Here is a 17,289-nt window from a genome sequence, read left to right as displayed (position 1 = left end):
TTATTATGACAAACCGCCGACCACAAGCTTCACTAATCCCGACTGACGAACACGAGAAGGTACTGTCTGTGTCCAAGATGATGGTGTTTACCGGAAACGCGAATCCGGAACTAGCCGAAAAGGTTGTCGAGCGTCTCGACATTCCGATGGGTAAAGCAAACTGTACCCGCTTTAGCGACGGTGAAGTGAGCGTTGAGATTCAGGAGAACGTCCGCGGCAAGGACGTCTTTATTATTCAGTCGACCTGCGCGCCAACCAACGACAACCTGATGGAACTGGTTGTATTCGTTGATGCGATGCGCCGCGCGTCGGCAACCCGTATCACTGCCGTTATCCCGTACTTCGGTTACGCCCGCCAGGATCGCCGTCCGCGCTCAGCTCGTGTAGCGATCAGCGCGAAAGTTGTTGCGACTATGCTGGCTACCTGTGGTGTAGACCGCGTACTCACAGTTGATCTGCACGCCGACCAGATTCAGGGTTTCTTTGATATCCCGGTTGATAACGTTTACGGCTCACCGGTACTGCTAGACGATATCGTTGATCAGAACTACGACGATATCGTTGTAGTCTCTCCAGACGTGGGCGGTGTGGTACGTGCGCGAGCAGTGGCAAAACAGCTGGATACTGACCTAGCAATCATCGACAAGCGTCGTGAGCGCGCTAACGAATCTCAGGTGATGAACCTGATCGGTGACGTTGAAGGCCGTACCTGTCTGCTGGTCGATGACATGTGTGATACAGCAGGCACTCTATGTAAGGCAGCAAAGGCACTGAAAGAGAATGGCGCGAAGCGCGTTGTCTCTTACGTGACGCACCCTGTTCTTTCAGGTCCTGCGATCGACAACATCACCAACTCAGAGCTGGATGAACTGGTTGTAACCGATACGATTCCACTGAGTGACGCAGCCGCAAAATGTGCTAAAATCCGCCAGCTTTCGTTGGCGCCCATGTTGGCTGAAGCGGTTCGCCGCGTTTGTAACGAAGAATCTATCAGCGCAATGTTCCGTTAAGAACATCCGCTGTAGGCTGGTGTGAACCAGCAAACCGGTCCCGTAAGGGAAACCAAGGCTGTATGCATCTGGTCGCGGGTGTATGCAGTTTTTAACTTTATATAGGTAACAAAATGTCTAATTTTACTCTTAATGCTGTAGCCCGCGAAGATCAGGGGAAAGGTGCGAGCCGCCGCCTGCGCAAAGCTGGCCAGGTTCCAGCAATTGTTTACGGTTCTGCTGAGCCACTGAACATCTCTCTGGAAGCACGCGAATTGACCAAAGCGCTGAACAACGACGCTTTCTTCTCGTCACCAATCACTCTGAGCGGTGCCGGCGAAGGCCAGACTGTAATCATCAAAGATCTGCAGCGTCACCCAGCTAAGCCAATCATCCTGCACGCTGACTTCCAGCGCATCGATGAGAGCAAGAAGATCAAGATCCGCGTTCCTCTGCAGTTCGTTAACTTCGAAAAATCAGCTGCTTCTAAAGCATCTGGTAAGTTCGCTGCTGAAGCTGCAGTTGTTGAAGTAACTTGTCTGCCAAAAGATCTGCCAGAAGCAGTTCAGTGTGACCTGTCTAAGATCGAAATGGGCCAGATCGCTCACTTGTCTGACATCACTCTGCCAGAAGGTGTTGAGATCGTTGCACTGCGTCGCGGCGAAGACCACGACCAGGGTATCGGCTACTGCTACGCTCCACGTGGCGCACGCGCAGCTAAGTAAGCCCGCGTAAATAGGCGCTGGCGTTATGGATCGGATTAGTCTGATAGTTGGCCTCGGTAACCCCGGGGCCCAGTATGAGAAGACCCGCCATAACGCAGGCGCTGAGCTGGTTGAGCAGCTTGCTGCTCAACACAGCACCTCACTGAAGGCCGAGAGCAAACACTTCGGACTACACGCCAAGATTCATTTCGACGGTCACCCCGTCCATCTGTTGGTTCCAACCACGTTTATGAATCGCAGCGGCAAATCAGTCGCAGCGCTGGCGAATTTTTTCAAGATTGAACCCCAAGCGATATTGGTTGCTCATGATGAGCTCGATATCCCACCCGGTGTTGCGCGCCTGAAAAAAGGCGGCGGCCATGGTGGACACAACGGCCTGCGGGACATCATTGCCCAGCTGGGCAACAACAAAGATTTTTATCGTCTGCGTCTAGGTATCGGCCATCCAGGCAGTGCCAAAGAGGTCGCTAATTTTGTGCTCCAGCGTGCACCGCTGTCAGAGCGCGACCAGACGCAGCAGGCAATTGATGAGTCGTTACGCCACCTACCAACCGCTGTTAAAGGCGACTGGCCGCGCGCGATGAATCACTTACACACTTTCAAAGCGACGGTTTGATAACCCGTTTAATAGATAGCTTAATAGGACAGACCCATGGGTTTTAAATGCGGTATTGTTGGCCTGCCCAACGTAGGTAAATCAACACTCTTCAACGCGCTGACTAAGGCGGGTATCGATGCTGAGAACTTCCCGTTCTGTACCATCGAACCAAACTCCGGCATCGTACCTATGCCCGACCCACGTCTGAATGCGCTTGCAGAGATTGTTAAGCCTGAACGCATTATGCCAACCACCATGGAGTTCGTGGATATTGCAGGTCTGGTTGCCGGTGCATCACGCGGCGAAGGCCTGGGCAACAAATTCTTGGCAAACATCCGCGAGACTGACGCGATCGCGCACGTAGTGCGTTGTTTTGAAGATGAGAACGTTATCCACGTAGCCAACCGTATCCACCCACTGGAAGATATCGAGACAATCGATCTTGAATTGGCGATGGCCGACCTTGAGTCGTGCGAGAAGCAGCTCCAGCGCGTGCAGCGCACTGCCAAGGGTGGCGACAAAGACTCCATCAAGCAGAAAGAGCTGCTCGAGAAGCTGATTCCTCATCTCTCAGAAGGTCATGCCGTACGCGGCCTCGAGTTGAACGAGGATGAGCAGAAGACGGCGAAAGGTTTCCACCTACTCACCACCAAACCCACCATGTATATCGCCAACGTTGCGGAAGATGGTTTTGAAGATAACCCACACCTAGATGCTGTGCGTGAATACGCGGCTAAAGAGGGTGCAGAAGTTGTCGCGATCTGTAACAAGCTCGAGTCTGAAATTTCTGAACTAGAAGATGATGAGAAGCTCGAGTTTCTGCAGGAGATGGGCATGGAAGAGCCAGGCCTGGACCGGGTGATCCGTGCTGGCTACCAGCTGCTGGGTCTGCAGACCTACTTCACCGCAGGTGTCAAAGAGGTGCGTGCCTGGACAGTTAAGATCGGCGCAACGGCGCCTCAGGCAGCGGGCGTGATCCACACTGACTTCGAAAAGGGCTTCATCCGAGCTGAAACTATCAGCTACGATGATTACATTGAGCACAAGGGTGAACAGGGTGCCAAAGCGGCCGGCCGTGCGCGCCTGGAAGGTAAAGAGTACATCGTTCAAGATGGCGATGTGATTCACTTCCGCTTTAACGTTTAGCTCGCTTAAACAGGCAGAAACTGATCATTAATTGAGCAGTTTCTGGTGTAAATAAAAAGCCCGATCGAGCACCTCGCTTTTATCGGGGTTTTTGCTCTCAGAACCTCAATTTTTCCTTTGGATTCTATTGACATAGATAGCCCCAAAAGGAATAATTTGCGGCCTTGAAAGCACGGCAATGTAGCTCAGTTGGTTAGAGCAACGCATTCATAATGCGTGGGTCACAGGTTCGAATCCCGTCATTGCCACCACTTTCTCACTAGGGGTATAGCCAAGTGGTAAGGCAGGAGGTTTTGATCCTCCCATGCGCAGGTTCGAGTCCTGCTACCCCTGCCATCCTCCTCCTACTTGGAGAGGATATGAGAGAAGCTTTCAAACCGGCAATGTAGCTCAGTTGGTTAGAGCAACGCATTCATAATGCGTGGGTCACAGGTTCGAATCCCGTCATTGCCACCACTACAGGGGTATAGCCAAGTTGGTAAGGCACTGGATTCTGATTCCAGCATTCGTAGGTTCGAGTCCTGCTACCCCTGCCATTTCTGACGTTAATAACGACAGCGTCTAAAACTAGAATTTCGCTACGAACTCTAGACGAGAACCTACGAAGTAGGTTCGCACCGAGCGCACTTGTGCGCGACAAACAACGGCGAAGCCGTTGGCCCCCGAAGGGGTGAGCCGTGCAGCGGCGAATAATCCTGCTACCCCTGCCATTTCTACCGTCAAACCGACGAAGTAGCTTCGCACCAAACTTTCATGATTGCTAATCTGCGACTAGTCTTAATAGACAGAATTACGCCTGTCGGGAAACTATGTCACAAGCCCACTCCACCTTCTCGTTGCTGGACCAGATGTCGCGCTCTCAAGCCGAGCGCCGCAGCTATGTTGACATACTGTTTTCCGGATTTGACTCATCAGTTAGCGATGGACTCCTATCTCTTCTGCGCAGTGCTGGGCTATCCCCTCGCGGTCGCGTGGTTCACAACAAACTTGAACTAATCGAAGCCCTCGGTGATCGCAGTTGGGATATGCTGTTTGCGCGGACCGCAGACAACTGCGCGTTAAAGCCTGTGGAGATCTGCCAAACGCTACTGAACGAGAGCCGAGAGATCCCTGTTATTCAACTCGCCGAAGAGCCCAACTATAGTGATCAGCAGGCCGCCATTCAGAGGGGCGTTGCGTTTCTCCTGCCAGAGCAGGCTCACGACCTAATCATCACGCGTGCGACCCAGCTGTTTGAACGGCAGAAACAAAATCGTCGCCTGCACACATTGGAGCTGGGTTTAGAGCATATGGCCAAGCTCAATCGACGCCTCAGCGAAGAGTCCACTCTAGCTATTGCCGCCATTCAAGAGCACAGTATCGTTGAGCCCAACAGCACCTTTGTGTCTCTCTTCCAGCTCAGCACACGTAGCTTGGCTGAAACGCCACTCACCCGACTCTTTACCTCAGAGAGTCTAAAAACTGTCGAAGCTACCCTGAAAAGTGCGACCGCGTCACTGCACGAGACGCTGACACTGCGAGACTCTCAGGGTACCGAGTTCAGTGCCAGCGTTGAGATCTATCCAGCCACACCGGATCGGCCAAAGCTCAGACCACTCTACATCGATCCGATGGCGCTCAGCGCGAAGACAAGCGCTAGCGAGCCAGGTGAGCACAGCCTAGTTACTGAAGCAGAGTTTGTTCAGCATCTTGAGGCCCAACTACATCAGGCATCCGCCGGCGGGCACGACGCATTTCTGCTCTACTTTCGCGTTGAAACCCTACCCTCAACGACCGATTCTTCTCTGCTTCAGCAGATACGGTCGGCGTTGATAAAGCAGCTAACACCGCTAAAGCAGTTCCATACCCTAGCGATTCTCAATAATCTGGATATTGCGGTACTGATCAATAACCCTGACCGAACTATCGCGAAGAGTTTTGCGCAGACGATTCAAAGTAAACTCAGTCGAAGTCAGTTCCAGTGCCCTGCAGGAGTCACTTCGCTATCGCTGGGAATAGGTATCAGCCCAATCAATGACAACTCTCCAGCCGCGAGCGAACTGCTGCTGCGTGCCGAGAGCTCTGTTCGCACACTCGGGGATCAAGAGAGCGCTCATGCAGCGTTCACCAACCCAGTGCAGCACCAAATTCAAGTTGATGGAGCAACTAAAGAGCTAGAGGAGGCAATTGCTGATCACAAGCTCAAGCTGCTCTATCAACCTCTCGTCAGCTTGAGTGAGGAGAGCGTAGAGCGCAGTTACGAAATATTGGTGCGCATGAGTGATGGACCTAACCAGGATAAGCTACCGGCGCAATTCCTCTCCAGTCTTGAGCATGCTCGAGTCATGGTGAAGCTCGATCGCTGGGTGGTGGAACAGAGCCTGCTTGCTCTGCAGCGTCAGATTGGCCCTGACCGGGAGCTGTCGATCTTCATTAACCTTGCGCGGCGCACGCTGAAGAGCAGCTCATTCGCCACCTGGTTCGCAACGCAGCTCGATGAACTGAGCCTGAGCGGTAACTTCATTACCGTGGAACTGAGCGAATCTGACGTTGCTGCTGATATGGAGAATGCACTGCGGCTGGTTGAACAGCTTCGCCTCAAAGGCATCGGGATCTGCATCAAGCACTTTGGGTGTTCGACCAGTTCAGGCAAAGTCTACGCTAAGATTAAACCCGACTTTATTAAGATCGATGGCGCTTTTATTGAAGAGCTGGAGTATCCGGATCGCGGCCCTAGGGCGATCAGGCGCCTGCTTGAACCGATTGAGAGAGGCAGAACCAAAGTGATCGCCCCGCTTATTGAGGATGCCGCTATGCTGCCCGAGCTCTACCGTATGGGATTCGATCTGGTGCAGGGCTACTACCTGCAACCGCCTCAGGAAGAGATGCGCTACGAATACTTCGAGTAGGTCGCCCATTGAGGCGACACTTAGCGGTTAACCGACGTCGCGGTCGCGGAAACCGATTAGGTAGAGGATGCCATCCAGACCAAGATTGCTGATCGACTGCTTGGCACTCTCACGCACCAGCGGCTTGGCACGAAAAGCAATACCTAAGCCGGCTATCGACAACATCGGCAGGTCGTTGGCACCATCGCCCACCGCAATAGTCTGCTCGAGGTGAATACCCTCACGCTTTGCAATTTCGCGCAGCAGTTCAGCCTTACGCTCGCCATTTACGATGCGGCCGGTCACTTCACCGGTCACCTTACCGTCAACAATATCCAGCTCATTGGCATGAATGTAATCAAAGCCAAACTTCTCTTGCAGATGGCGGGCAAAGTAGGTGAAACCGCCGGAGAGGATCGCGGTTTTGTAGCCTGTCAGCTTCAACTGCGTCATCAGTTCTGGAAGACCTTCGGTCACTGGAAGGCGCTCTGCGATCTGCTGCAGTACGGACTCATCAAGACCTTTTAGCAGCCCAACACGGCGCCGGAAACTCTCGTTGAAATCGAGCTCACCGCGCATCGCGGCTTCGGTGATTGCGACTACCTGATCGCCTACACCCGCCTCTTTTGCCAGCTCATCAATTACTTCAGCTTCAATTAGCGTAGAGTCCATATCGAAGACCACCAGACGGCGGTTACGACGATAGATATCATCACGCTGGAAAGCGATATCCACATCCAACTCAGATGAGAGCTTCATCAGCGACTCACGCAGCGAGGCCTCATCCTGAGGCATATCGCGCACAGAGAACTCAACACAGGCCTTGCTGTGCCCAGAATCGACATCATCCACCGGAATACGGCCCGAGAGACGACTTATATTATCGATATTGAGATTGTGACTGGCGGCCACATTAGTGACGCCGGCAATGTGCTCGGCGCGGATACGACGCGCCAGCAACGTAATGATATGACGCGACTTACCCTGCGCAGATACCCAGCGCTGGTACTCTTCTTTAGTGATCGGCTCAAACCGTACTACCATGTCCAGTTCGTGCGCTTTGAATAGTAGATCGCGCAGAAGCGGAGAGGACTCTGCTGCTTCAGGCACATTGATCAGTAGGCCGAGTGAGAGATTATCGTGAATAACCGCCTGGCCGATATCCAAAATATCAATCTGATACTCTGCCAGAATGGCTGTAACCGCCGAGGTCACACCCGGCTTATCGGTACCCGATAGGGTTAGAAGTATCAGTTCGCTCATCACTCAACTCTTAACAGACGAATTTGCGGCGCAGTATACCTAGGCAAGGCGGGCTCGGCTATCGTTTGCCGCGCCCTTTCCCACTCTTTGAAGAGGATCGAGCGCCTGATTTTCCACCAGGCTTTCCGCCAGAGCGGCTACCCGATTTACCTCCAGATTTGCCGGCAGAGTCGCGCCCCCCGCGTCCACCGGAACCGCCGGGCTTACCACCTTTGCCGCCCTTCTTCTGATCGAACAGACCCATCGCCATGCGTTCACGCACTGAGGGTTTTTTCTGCGGCTTCTGCTCACTCTCCAACAGTTCAAAGTCGATCTTGCGCTCGTCCAGTGTCACCGCGGCCACGCGAACTTTGAGCGGGTCGCCCAGTTTAAAGACTCGGCGTGTACGCTCACCAACTAAGCGCTGTTTGTCAGCCTCAAAGTGGTAGTAGTCACTCGGCAGACTGGTGATATGCACCAGGCCATCGACATAGAGGTCGTTCAACTCAACGAATACACCGAAGTTCGTAACCGCCGAAACGACACCCTCAAACTCCTCGCCAATCTGGCCCGACATGTACTCACATTTGAGCCAGGAGGTGACATCCCGTGTAGCCTCATCGGCACGGCGTTCGGTCATCGAACAGTGCTCACCGAACTGCAGCATCTGCTCCATACCATAATCAACGGTGAACGCCGAGTTAGCTGTAAACTTATCAGGACGATCGATCATTGAGCTGCGCTTGTTGGAGTGAATAGCGGAGCGAATCAGCCGATGCACCAACAGATCGGGGTAGCGACGAATCGGAGAAGTGAAGTGGGTGTACGCATCATAAGCCAGACCGAAGTGACCCTCGTTATCAGGGCTGTAGACCGCCTGCTGCATGGAGCGCAGCATCATCGTCTGAATGATATGACGGTCAGGACGCTCTTCGATAACCTCAGCGAGGCGCAGGTAATCCTTCGGCTCTGGCGTCTCGCCGCCCGGCAGATTCAAGCCCAGTTCACCTAGGAAGGCACGCAGGTTAGTTAGCTTCTGCTCTTTCGGACCCTGGTGAATACGGTAGATGCCTGGTTTTTTGTTCTTCTCCAGGAAGTGAGCAGTGGCAACGTTAGCCGCCAGCATGCACTCCTCAATCAGCTTGTGCGCGTCGTTGCGCTGGATCGGCGTGATACGTTCTATCTTGCGATCCTCGCTGAAGATGATGCGCGTCTCGGTGGTATCGAAGTCGATCGCTCCGCGGCTATCACGAGCCGAGCGCAAACGATGATAGAGGCCATAGAGTGTCTCAACCGGTTTTACCACATCGGCATACTCTTGGCGCAGCGCTTTACCCTCGTCAGAATCGGGCTCAGTCAGCATGCTCGCCACTTTGGTGTAGGTGAGGCGTGCCTTGGAGTTAATTACACCCTCATAGAACTTGTAGTCCCCCAGAGAACCGTCGCGCTTGATCGTCATCTGACAGACCATCGCGAGACGGTCGACTTTCGGGTTTAATGAGCAGAGACCGTTGGAGAGCAGCTCTGGTAACATCGGCACAACAAAACCGGGGAAGTAGACCGAGTTACCGCGATTGATCGCCTCCTCGTCCAGCGCAGTGCCGGGGCGGACATAATAGGAGACATCGGCAATTGCGACCCAGAGGCGCCAGCCGCCAAGACGCTTCTTCTCTGCATAGACGGCGTCGTCAAAGTCACGCGCGTCTTCGCCATCAATAGTTACAAAGGGCAGATGACGCAGATCGATACGGTTGAGTTTATCCTCTTCGCGCACCTCCGGCGTCAGCTCACCAATCTCTTGATGAACTTTGTCACTCCACTCGTTGGGAATATCGTGGTTGTGAATCGCGACCTGGATCTCCATCCCCGCTGCTAGGTGATCACCCAGTACTTCGACCACCTGCGCACGAGCAGGCTGACGCTTACCCGGCTGCTGAATAATCTCAACCACAACCAGTTGACCATCTTCGTAAGTCAGCCCAGATGTAGGATCAGGAATAATCATCACCTGGTTAGTGATGCGCTGGTTCTCAGGGATCAGCGTGCCGAAACCGTTCTGGCCATCAAAGCGCCCCACTAGCTTACGGGTAGAGCGCTCGATCACTTCGATAATGCGCCCTTCTGGACGCCCTCGCTGGTCTAAACCAACCTGCTGTACCAGCACCTTATCGCCGTCAAAAACCTCTTTCATCTGACGTGCGTGGATATAGAGGTCGTCTCCACCCGCTTCAGGTTTCACGAATCCGAAGCCGTCGCGGTGACCGATGACGCGTCCAGCTATCAGATCCATCTTCTCAATCAGACAGAACTGATTCCGACGGTCAGTAATGAGCTGTCCGTCACGGCACATCGCTATAAGACGACGGCGCACCGCTTCACGGTCATCCTCATGGTTGAGTTTTAGCTCGTCACAGAGGTGCGCGTGACTAATTGGAGCCCCCCACTTACGCAGAAACTCCAGAATAAAGTCACGGCTCGGCACTGGCCGATCGTACTTCTGGGCTTCATCTTTTGCTTGAGGGTCGTTATCGCGCCAATTCTTTGCCATGCGGGTCTCTATATTCTCTCTTTTAATCAATAGTCTTAGTTTGGATCTTTTGCGATTGAGTTGCCAGTGTCTTGTCGCCTCTGTAGGAGGGATATCCGCTAAGCGGATGTCGCGACCCCAGAAACAAAAAGCCGGCTAGAAAGCCGGCTTTGAAGTCGAAATTTAAGGCATCTCGTCCACTTCGGTTTCTTCTTTCGGTGGAGGAATGAGATCCTCTTTGGTGATATTCATCGCCAGGAGCAGATTGGCAGCCACATAGATCGATGAGTAGGTACCCACACCAATACCGACTAGCAGCGCCGTGGCAAACCCATGGATACTCTCGCCACCAAAAATGAATAGCGCTATCAACACCAGCACCGTGGTCAACGAGGTTACCAAGGTTCTGCTAAGCGTTTGTGACAGCGACGCATTCATGATCTCAACGGTATCGGCGACACGCATAATGCGGAAGTTTTCGCGAATACGGTCAAACACAACGATGGTATCGTTGAGCGAGTAACCGATAACTGCCAACACCGCCGCCAGCACCGTGAGGTCGAAGTCGAGCTGGAGGATCGAGAAGATGCCGAGAACCAGTGTTACGTCATGTACCAGCGCCAGTACCGCACCGAGCGAGAACTTGAACTGGAAGCGGAACGCTAGGTAGAGCATGATCATCGCCAACGCCAGCAGCATGCCAAGGCCGCCCTGCTCACGCAGCTCTTCACCAACCTGCGCACCCACATACTCGCTACGACGCAACTCTACAGACTCACCGCCAACCGTCAGCGCTTCAACGACTTTGTCACCGAGCTTCGGATCGTGGGTTTCACCCAGGCGAATCAGCACATCGGTACTAGCACCAAAGGTCTGTACCACCGCATCGTCGAAGCCCGCATCCGTCAACTGACCACGAATCGCATTTAGATCCGCCGCCTGCTCGTAGCCCACTTCCACCAAGCTACCGCCAGTGAAATCTAGACCGAATCGCAGACCGTTGATCGATAGCGACGCAACCGATGCAAGCAGTAGGATTGCAGAGATAATAGCCAGCAATTTACGCGGGCCCATGAAATTAATGATTCTTTCTTTTTCAGCCATGACCCGCTCCTAGATTTTCACCGACTTGATCTGCTTACCGCCATAGATGAAGTTAATCATCATGCGGGTCACCAAAATCGCCGTGAACATTGAGGTCAAAATGCCGACCGATAGCGTAATCGCAAAGCCTTTCACCGGGCCTGTACCCATCGCAAACAGAATCACTGCAGCAAGCAGGGTTGTTACGTTGGCATCAAGGATGGTGGTAAAGGCGCGCGCAAAGCCGGAGTGAATTGCCGACTGTACTGGCATACCGATCTTCAGCTCCTCTTTGATGCGCTCGAAAATCAGCACGTTCGCGTCCACCGCCATACCGACGGTCAATACGATACCGGCAATACCCGGCAGCGTCAGTGTGGCCGAGAGTATCGACATCACTGCAACCAGCAACACCAGATTAAGCGTTAGCGCGATATTCGCTACCAGACCAAAGACCTTGTAGTAAACCAGCATGAACAGCAGTACCAGCGCGAAGCCGATCTGTACCGACAGCGTACCTAGCTCGATGTTCTCCGCACCCATGCTTGGTCCAACGGTGCGCTCCTCGACAAAGTAGATTGGCGCAGCCAGAGCACCCGCACGCAGCAGCAGTGCCAGCTCGGACGATTCTTGAGGGTTCTCCAAGCCTGTAATACGGAAGCTAGAACCCAGTGCACTCTGAATAGTCGCTAGAGAGATAATGCCTTTCTCAACGTATGGGATACGCTTCTCAACCTTCTCGCCTTCAACAGTCTCGGTAACCGTGCGTGCTTTGTGCTCAACAAAGAGCACCGCCATACGACGCTGAATCGCATCGCGCGTTACACGGCCCATCAACTGACCGCCTTTGCTGTCGAGGGTAATCGACACCTGTGGCTGACCGTTCTCATCGAAGTTCGACTGCGCATTCGCTACGCTCGAGCCGGTGATGATGATGTCTTTCTCCAACGCGGCTGTGCGGCCAGGCTGTGAGCGGAACTCATAGGTTTCAGTGGTCGCGCGTGATGCATCTGGCTTGGCTTCTAGGCGGAACTCGAGGTTCGCCGTTTTACCGATAATACGCTTAGCCGCAGCGGCATCCTGAATACCTGGCAGTTGCACAACGATGCGGTTACGACCTTGGCGCTGTACCAGCGGCTCAGCCACACCCAGCTCGTTTACGCGGTTACGCAAGGTAGTGAGGTTCTGCTTAATCGCATAGTCCTCAATCTCACGCAGCGTCGCTTCGCTCAACGTAATGTAGAGGTAAGCGTTACCCTCAACTTCACCGTCGGTAATCAGAAACTCAGGGAAAGTACGGGCAAGGAGGCTTGAAGCCTCATCACGTGTCGCCGCGTCAGCAAAGCGCACCGACAGGCTACCATCTTCGAGGTGCTCTACTTCACGGTAACGCAGGCGCTCTTTACGCAGATTGCCTTTGATATCGCTGACATACACGTCTAGGCGCTGACTAACAGCCTGCACCATGTCCACCTCCAAGAGGAAGTGCACGCCACCGCGCAGGTCCAGACCCAGTTTCATTGGGCCCGCGCCGATGCTGGTCAGCCATTCGGGTGTAGTCGGCGCCAGGTTCAGTGCAACCACATAGGCTTGACCCAGAGCCTCCGCCAGCGCTTCACGGCCGCGCAACTGCGCTTCGCCATCGTTGAAGCGGATCAGACCGCCGCGCTCTTGTAACTCTGAGCTTTTGAATTCAACACCAGAAGATTTGAGGATGGCTTCAACGCGAGCTAACGTCTGTTCATCCACCTGAGTGCTCTGGTTGTTACCGGTTAACTGTACTGCAAAGTCATCTGGGTAGAGGTTTGGCAGTGCATAGAGACCCGCAAAGAACAACACGAAGATGATCAGTGCAGATTTCCACATAGGAAAACGATTGAGCATTTTTGCGCCCTATCTAAAAACAACAAAAGGCGCCAGACCGAAATCAGGCGCCGGGAACAGCATCCGCAGATTAGATGCTTTTGATTGTGCCTTTTGGCAGCTCAGCAGCAACGTGTACTTTCTGGAATTTCAGCTCAGTACCTTCGCTCACTTCCAGTACCACGTAGTCATCAGTCAGACGTGCCACTTTACCGATAATGCCGCCAGCGGTGATCACTTCATCACCCTTGGCCAACCCGCCGATCAAGTTTTTGTGCTCCTTCTGACGTTTTGCCTGTGGGCGCCACATGAAGAAGTAGAAAATCAGACCAAAACCAACGAGGAAGATCAGGTTAAACATGCCTGGATCCATGCCAGCAGGTGCACCAGCTTCAGCGTATGCTGGTGAAATAAAGAAGCTCATCAAGCTCTCCTAAGTACTGTTATTAGTAAATCAAATTATTCCGCAGTTTCACCCTTGAGAGGAGGCGTTTCCTTGCCTCGCAAACGGTAGAACTCGTCAACAAAGGCGCCCAATTTACCCTGTTCAAGGGCGGTGCGCAAACCAGCCATTAGCTCCTGGTAATAGTGGAGGTTATGGATGGTATTCAGTTGAGATCCGAGGATCTCGCCACACTTATCCAGGTGGTGCAGATAAGAGCGACTGAAATTCTGACAGGTGTAACAACTACACTCGCTGTCGATCGGATTAGTATCCGTTTTATTCGAAGAGTTACGCAGTTTCACCACGCCATTGCGGGTAAAAAGGAAGCAGTTACGCGCGTTACGTGTGGGAATGACGCAGTCGAACATGTCGACTCCGCGGCGTACCCCCTCAACCAGGTCCTCTGGCTTACCCACGCCCATTAGGTAGCGCGGCTTATCTTCCGGCATCTTCCAGGCCAAGTGGTCGAGAACCTTAATCATCTCCTCTTTCGGCTCGCCGACAGAGAGTCCACCGATGGCGTAGCCATCAAAGCCCAGCTCGGTAAGTCCCTCAAGAGACTCATCACGCAGATCTTCATACATACCACCCTGCACGATACCAAAGAGTGCCGACGGGCTGTCGCCGTGAGCATCCTTGGAGCGTTTGGCCCAGCGTAGCGACATGCGCATCGAGTCCGCCGCCTCTTTCTCAGTTGCCGGGTACGGGGTGCACTCATCAAAGATCATGACGATATCGGAGCCCAGCTTGCGCTGTACCTCCATCGACACTTCAGGGCTGACAAAAACCTTGTCACCATTGACTGGAGACTGAAACGACACGCCCTCTTCGGTGATCTTGCGCATCTTGCCGAGGCTGAATACCTGGAAGCCGCCTGAATCTGTCAGGATGGGCTTATCCCACTGCATAAAGTCATGCAGATCACCGTGGAGCTCAACAATATCGGTACCGGGGCGCAGCATAAGGTGGAAGGTATTGCCCAGCAGTATCTGAGCACCGGTCGCTTCAACATCACGCGGCAGCATGCCTTTAACGGTGCCGTAAGTGCCCACCGGCATAAAGGCAGGGGTCTCAACAACGCCGCGGGGGAAAGTGAGCCGACCACGACGAGCTTTACCCTCAGTGGTGATCGTCTCGAAAGACATAAAACATTCGCGCGTCATTAAAGAACCTCATCATCGGCGTCGCGGCGAGTGATAAACATCGCATCACCGTAGCTAAAAAATCTGTATCTATCCTGAACTGCAACCGAGTAGGCCTGCATGGTGTTCTGGTAGCCTGCAAAGGCGCTGACTAGCATCATCAGGGTAGATTCTGGTAGGTGGAAATTGGTGATCAAGGCATCGACCTGCTGGTACTGGTAGCCCGGGTAGATAAAGATCTGTGTATCACCAAAGAAGGGCTTGAGTTCGCCGTCAGCACCGGCTGTCTCTAGGCAGCGTACGCTGGTGGTGCCCACCGCAATGACACGCTTGCCCGCGGCCTTAGTAGCCGCCACAGCGGCGCACGCCTCTTCGCTCACCTCAATGTACTCAGCATGCATCTGATGCTCTTCGATATTTTCCACCTTCACCGGACGGAAAGTGCCCGCGCCTACATGTAAGGTTACGAATGCACGGTTCACTCCCTTGGCATCGAGCTTAGCGAAGAGCGCCTCATCAAAATGTAAACCGGCAGTCGGTGCAGCAACAGCGCCCGGCTTGCGGTTATAAACCGTCTGATAACGTTCGCGGTCAGACTGCTGATCTTCGCGTTTGATGTAAGGTGGCAGCGGCATGTGCCCGTGCTGTTCTAGCGCTTCAATCAAGGTGTTAGGTATATCAAACTCGAGATCGAAGAGACCATCTTTTCGGCCAACCACCTCGGCGTTGATGCCACCTTCAAAACTCAGTTTGGCGCCCTCTTTCGGCGTGCGGCTGGCACGCAGATGCACCAGCGCCCGCTTCTCACCGGTGACGCGCTCGACCAGCATCTCAACTTTGCCACCGCTCTCTTTCTGGCCATGCAAACGCGCAGGAATCACACGGGTATCGTTGAACACCAACAGATCACCCGGTTCAACCAGATCGATCAGGTCGCTGAAGATGCGATGTTCCAAAGCACCAGTATTTCCGTTGAGGCACAATAGACGGCTACTCGAGCGCTGCTCAAGCGGATAGTTCGCGATCAGCTCTTCCGGTAAATCAAAGTAGAAGTCGTTTAGTTGCATGGCTTTTGAATCTTCGCCGAGGGTTCTCAATTTCGGGGCGCAAATTCTACCAAATATAAATAATTAGGTCAGGTAAGATTGACGCCAAATTTAACCTGTCTATAATGCGCCCCACGCTTCCTACGCCGGTGTGGTGGAATTGGTAGACACGACGGATTCAAAATCCGTTGCAGCAATGCGTGTCGGTTCGAGTCCGACCATCGGTACCAAGCAAAAAAGCTCGTCTGGACAACGAGTTAGAGCTTGTTTAGGCAGCAGCGTAACCTTCCTTAGACTATTGGTTGTCACTTTTTAACGTAATTAAGCGTAATGGAGTGATTACAATGGCATCGATACAAGCAATCAAAGGCAAAAAAGGCACTACTTATCGTGTTGAAGCGATGATAGATGGCTTTCGTCACAGCAAGACTTTCAAAAAGAAATCTGAAGCAGAGAAACACGCTGCCATACTGATTATAGAGTCTGAGACAGCCTCTGGGCTTAACTATAGATTTTCTCAAACTACTACCCTTAGCGAACTTATCGCTGACTATCTGAACAACTATCGAGGTAAAGATACGAGCAGACAGCAGCGAGTTTCGTTTTGGTCTGACGAGCTTGGACACTTACCAATAGCCAAAGTGACAAAGGTAAGTGTTCGGACAGTTCTTCAACGCTTACTTAGTAACGGCCGAAGTAACGCAACACACAACCGTTATAAAGCAGCCCTGAGCGCAGTATTCCGATACGCGGACGAGCAATACGGAAGCGAACACAATCCCTGCCGCGGCATCCGTAACAAGCCTGAAAGTCAACCTGTTGACTGGCAAGGCTTAGCAGGCGTTTAGAGTCACTGGAGTCTCGCATAAGCCCTGACAGACCCAAGCTTATATTCATCCTGTCTTACGTAGATCCATCAGAGCCGCTGAGCGGCCTTACAGCGGCACTTCTGGGTGCGACCTATACGTTTTCAGGTAACGATCTGAATGAGCTTCTAGCAGACGCTCAGGGCCTGTGACCTCTCCCCGATAAACTAGACCATGACCTCGATGAGATTTCCATTTAACCTAAAGGGATGGAGATCTCGATATGAAGAAGCGTTACAGCGAAGAACAGATCATCAAAGCGATCAAAGAACACGAGGCGGGCGCCAAGGTTGACGACATCTGTCGACAATTAGGTATCTCGTCAGGCACGTTCTACAACTGGCGTAGCAAGTATGCTGGACTGGAAGTAAACGAAGCTAAGCGGTTACGCGAACTCGAAGCCGAGAATAACAAGCTGAAGAAGCTCTTGGCTGAGAAGTTACTTGAAGTCGATGCCATGAAGGATGTGCTCTCAAAAAAGTGGTAAAGACCACTCAGCGAAAGCAGGTGGTCATACATCTGATGCAAGAGCACAAACTATCGGAACGAGCGGCTTGTCGATTGGCGGGTATTCGCCGATGAAGTTTCCGTTATAAAGCAATGCCTCGCGATGACGGAGAACTCAGGGCTCGGCTCAAAGAGTTAGCAGCGGAGCAGTCCGCATACGGATATCTTATGCTTCACAGTGATCATGTCGATAAGCCTAAGGTAAGACAGTTAATTACCTACTAATGTAACTCAACTGAACTT

At 52.9% G+C, this 17,289-nt stretch carries 13 protein-coding genes, 5 tRNA genes and 1 pseudogene; 12 read left to right on the top strand and 7 right to left on the bottom strand.

Translation table 11 applies throughout. From position 1 onward, the window contains the following. Positions 1-68 precede the first annotated feature (68 nt). From AC1WNR_RS04245 to AC1WNR_RS04205, 9 genes are all read left to right on the top strand, one after another. Positions 69-1,010, top strand: a complete 942-nt coding sequence (locus AC1WNR_RS04245; RefSeq protein ID WP_481643289.1) for a ribose-phosphate pyrophosphokinase — start codon at positions 69-71, stop codon at positions 1,008-1,010. A gap of 113 nt (positions 1,011-1,123) precedes the next feature. Further along, positions 1,124-1,714 (top strand): 50S ribosomal protein L25/general stress protein Ctc, encoded by a 591-nt coding sequence (locus tag AC1WNR_RS04240; protein ID WP_481643288.1) that lies wholly within the window; start codon positions 1,124-1,126, stop codon positions 1,712-1,714. Between the two features lie 25 nt (positions 1,715-1,739). Next, positions 1,740-2,330, top strand: coding sequence for an aminoacyl-tRNA hydrolase (gene pth / locus AC1WNR_RS04235; protein ID WP_481643287.1), 591 nt, complete (start codon positions 1,740-1,742; stop codon positions 2,328-2,330). Positions 2,331-2,366: 36 nt separating this feature from the next. Continuing rightward, a complete protein-coding gene (gene ychF, locus AC1WNR_RS04230; RefSeq protein WP_481643286.1) occupies positions 2,367-3,458 on the top strand; it encodes a redox-regulated ATPase YchF in 1,092 nt (363 codons plus the stop codon). 174 nt (positions 3,459-3,632) lie between these two features. Continuing rightward, positions 3,633-3,709 (top strand) — tRNA-Met (locus tag AC1WNR_RS04225). A 10-nt stretch (positions 3,710-3,719) separates the two neighbouring features. Next, positions 3,720-3,794, top strand: a tRNA-Gln gene (locus tag AC1WNR_RS04220). Positions 3,795-3,837: 43 nt separating this feature from the next. Further along, positions 3,838-3,914, top strand: a tRNA-Met gene (locus AC1WNR_RS04215). Positions 3,915-3,918: 4 nt separating this feature from the next. Next, a tRNA-Gln gene (locus AC1WNR_RS04210) sits at positions 3,919-3,994 on the top strand. Between the two features lie 273 nt (positions 3,995-4,267). Continuing rightward, entirely contained in the window at positions 4,268-6,346 is a 2,079-nt protein-coding gene (locus tag AC1WNR_RS04205; protein WP_481643285.1) for an EAL domain-containing protein, read from the top strand. Between the two features lie 27 nt (positions 6,347-6,373). Here the strand turns inward: AC1WNR_RS04205 and serB are convergent, their stop codons facing one another. The 7 genes from serB to queA form a co-directional block, all read right to left on the bottom strand. Beyond that, the gene (gene serB, locus AC1WNR_RS04200; protein ID WP_481643284.1) at positions 6,374-7,588 is read right to left on the bottom strand and encodes a phosphoserine phosphatase SerB; all 1,215 of its coding nucleotides are present in this window, start codon (positions 7,586-7,588) and stop codon (positions 6,374-6,376) included. A gap of 58 nt (positions 7,589-7,646) precedes the next feature. After that, positions 7,647-10,115: a ribonuclease R gene (gene rnr, locus AC1WNR_RS04195; protein ID WP_481643283.1), complete on the bottom strand. Its 2,469-nt coding sequence runs from the start codon at positions 10,113-10,115 to the stop codon at positions 7,647-7,649. Positions 10,116-10,277: 162 nt separating this feature from the next. Continuing rightward, positions 10,278-11,198, bottom strand: a complete 921-nt coding sequence (gene secF / locus AC1WNR_RS04190; RefSeq protein WP_481643282.1) for a protein translocase subunit SecF — start codon at positions 11,196-11,198, stop codon at positions 10,278-10,280. Between the two features lie 9 nt (positions 11,199-11,207). Then, a complete protein-coding gene (gene secD, locus AC1WNR_RS04185; RefSeq protein ID WP_481643281.1) occupies positions 11,208-13,061 on the bottom strand; it encodes a protein translocase subunit SecD in 1,854 nt (617 codons plus the stop codon). A gap of 70 nt (positions 13,062-13,131) precedes the next feature. Next, positions 13,132-13,464 carry a preprotein translocase subunit YajC gene (yajC, locus tag AC1WNR_RS04180; RefSeq protein ID WP_481643280.1) on the bottom strand — a complete coding sequence of 111 codons (333 nt, stop codon included), beginning with the start codon at positions 13,462-13,464 and terminating at the stop codon, positions 13,132-13,134. A gap of 35 nt (positions 13,465-13,499) precedes the next feature. Next, the gene (gene tgt / locus AC1WNR_RS04175; RefSeq protein ID WP_481645359.1) at positions 13,500-14,630 is read right to left on the bottom strand and encodes a tRNA guanosine(34) transglycosylase Tgt; all 1,131 of its coding nucleotides are present in this window, start codon (positions 14,628-14,630) and stop codon (positions 13,500-13,502) included. Between the two features lie 17 nt (positions 14,631-14,647). Beyond that, positions 14,648-15,694: a tRNA preQ1(34) S-adenosylmethionine ribosyltransferase-isomerase QueA gene (gene queA / locus AC1WNR_RS04170; RefSeq protein ID WP_481643279.1), complete on the bottom strand. Its 1,047-nt coding sequence runs from the start codon at positions 15,692-15,694 to the stop codon at positions 14,648-14,650. A gap of 124 nt (positions 15,695-15,818) precedes the next feature. Between queA and AC1WNR_RS04165 the strand changes: the two genes are divergently transcribed. From AC1WNR_RS04165 to AC1WNR_RS04155, 3 genes and pseudogenes are all read left to right on the top strand, one after another. After that, positions 15,819-15,903: transfer RNA gene (locus tag AC1WNR_RS04165), tRNA-Leu, on the top strand. Between the two features lie 114 nt (positions 15,904-16,017). Continuing rightward, a complete protein-coding gene (locus AC1WNR_RS04160; protein WP_481643278.1) occupies positions 16,018-16,521 on the top strand; it encodes a phage integrase central domain-containing protein in 504 nt (167 codons plus the stop codon). Between the two features lie 241 nt (positions 16,522-16,762). Beyond that, positions 16,763-17,223, top strand: a pseudogene (locus tag AC1WNR_RS04155) (transposase); the annotation flags it as partial. Positions 17,224-17,289 lie beyond the last annotated feature (66 nt).

It is taken from the genome of Marinobacterium marisflavi, assembly GCF_982447095.1.
The sequence above is the reverse complement of the archived record's forward strand: the minus strand, read 5'-3'. Positions and strand labels throughout refer to the sequence as shown.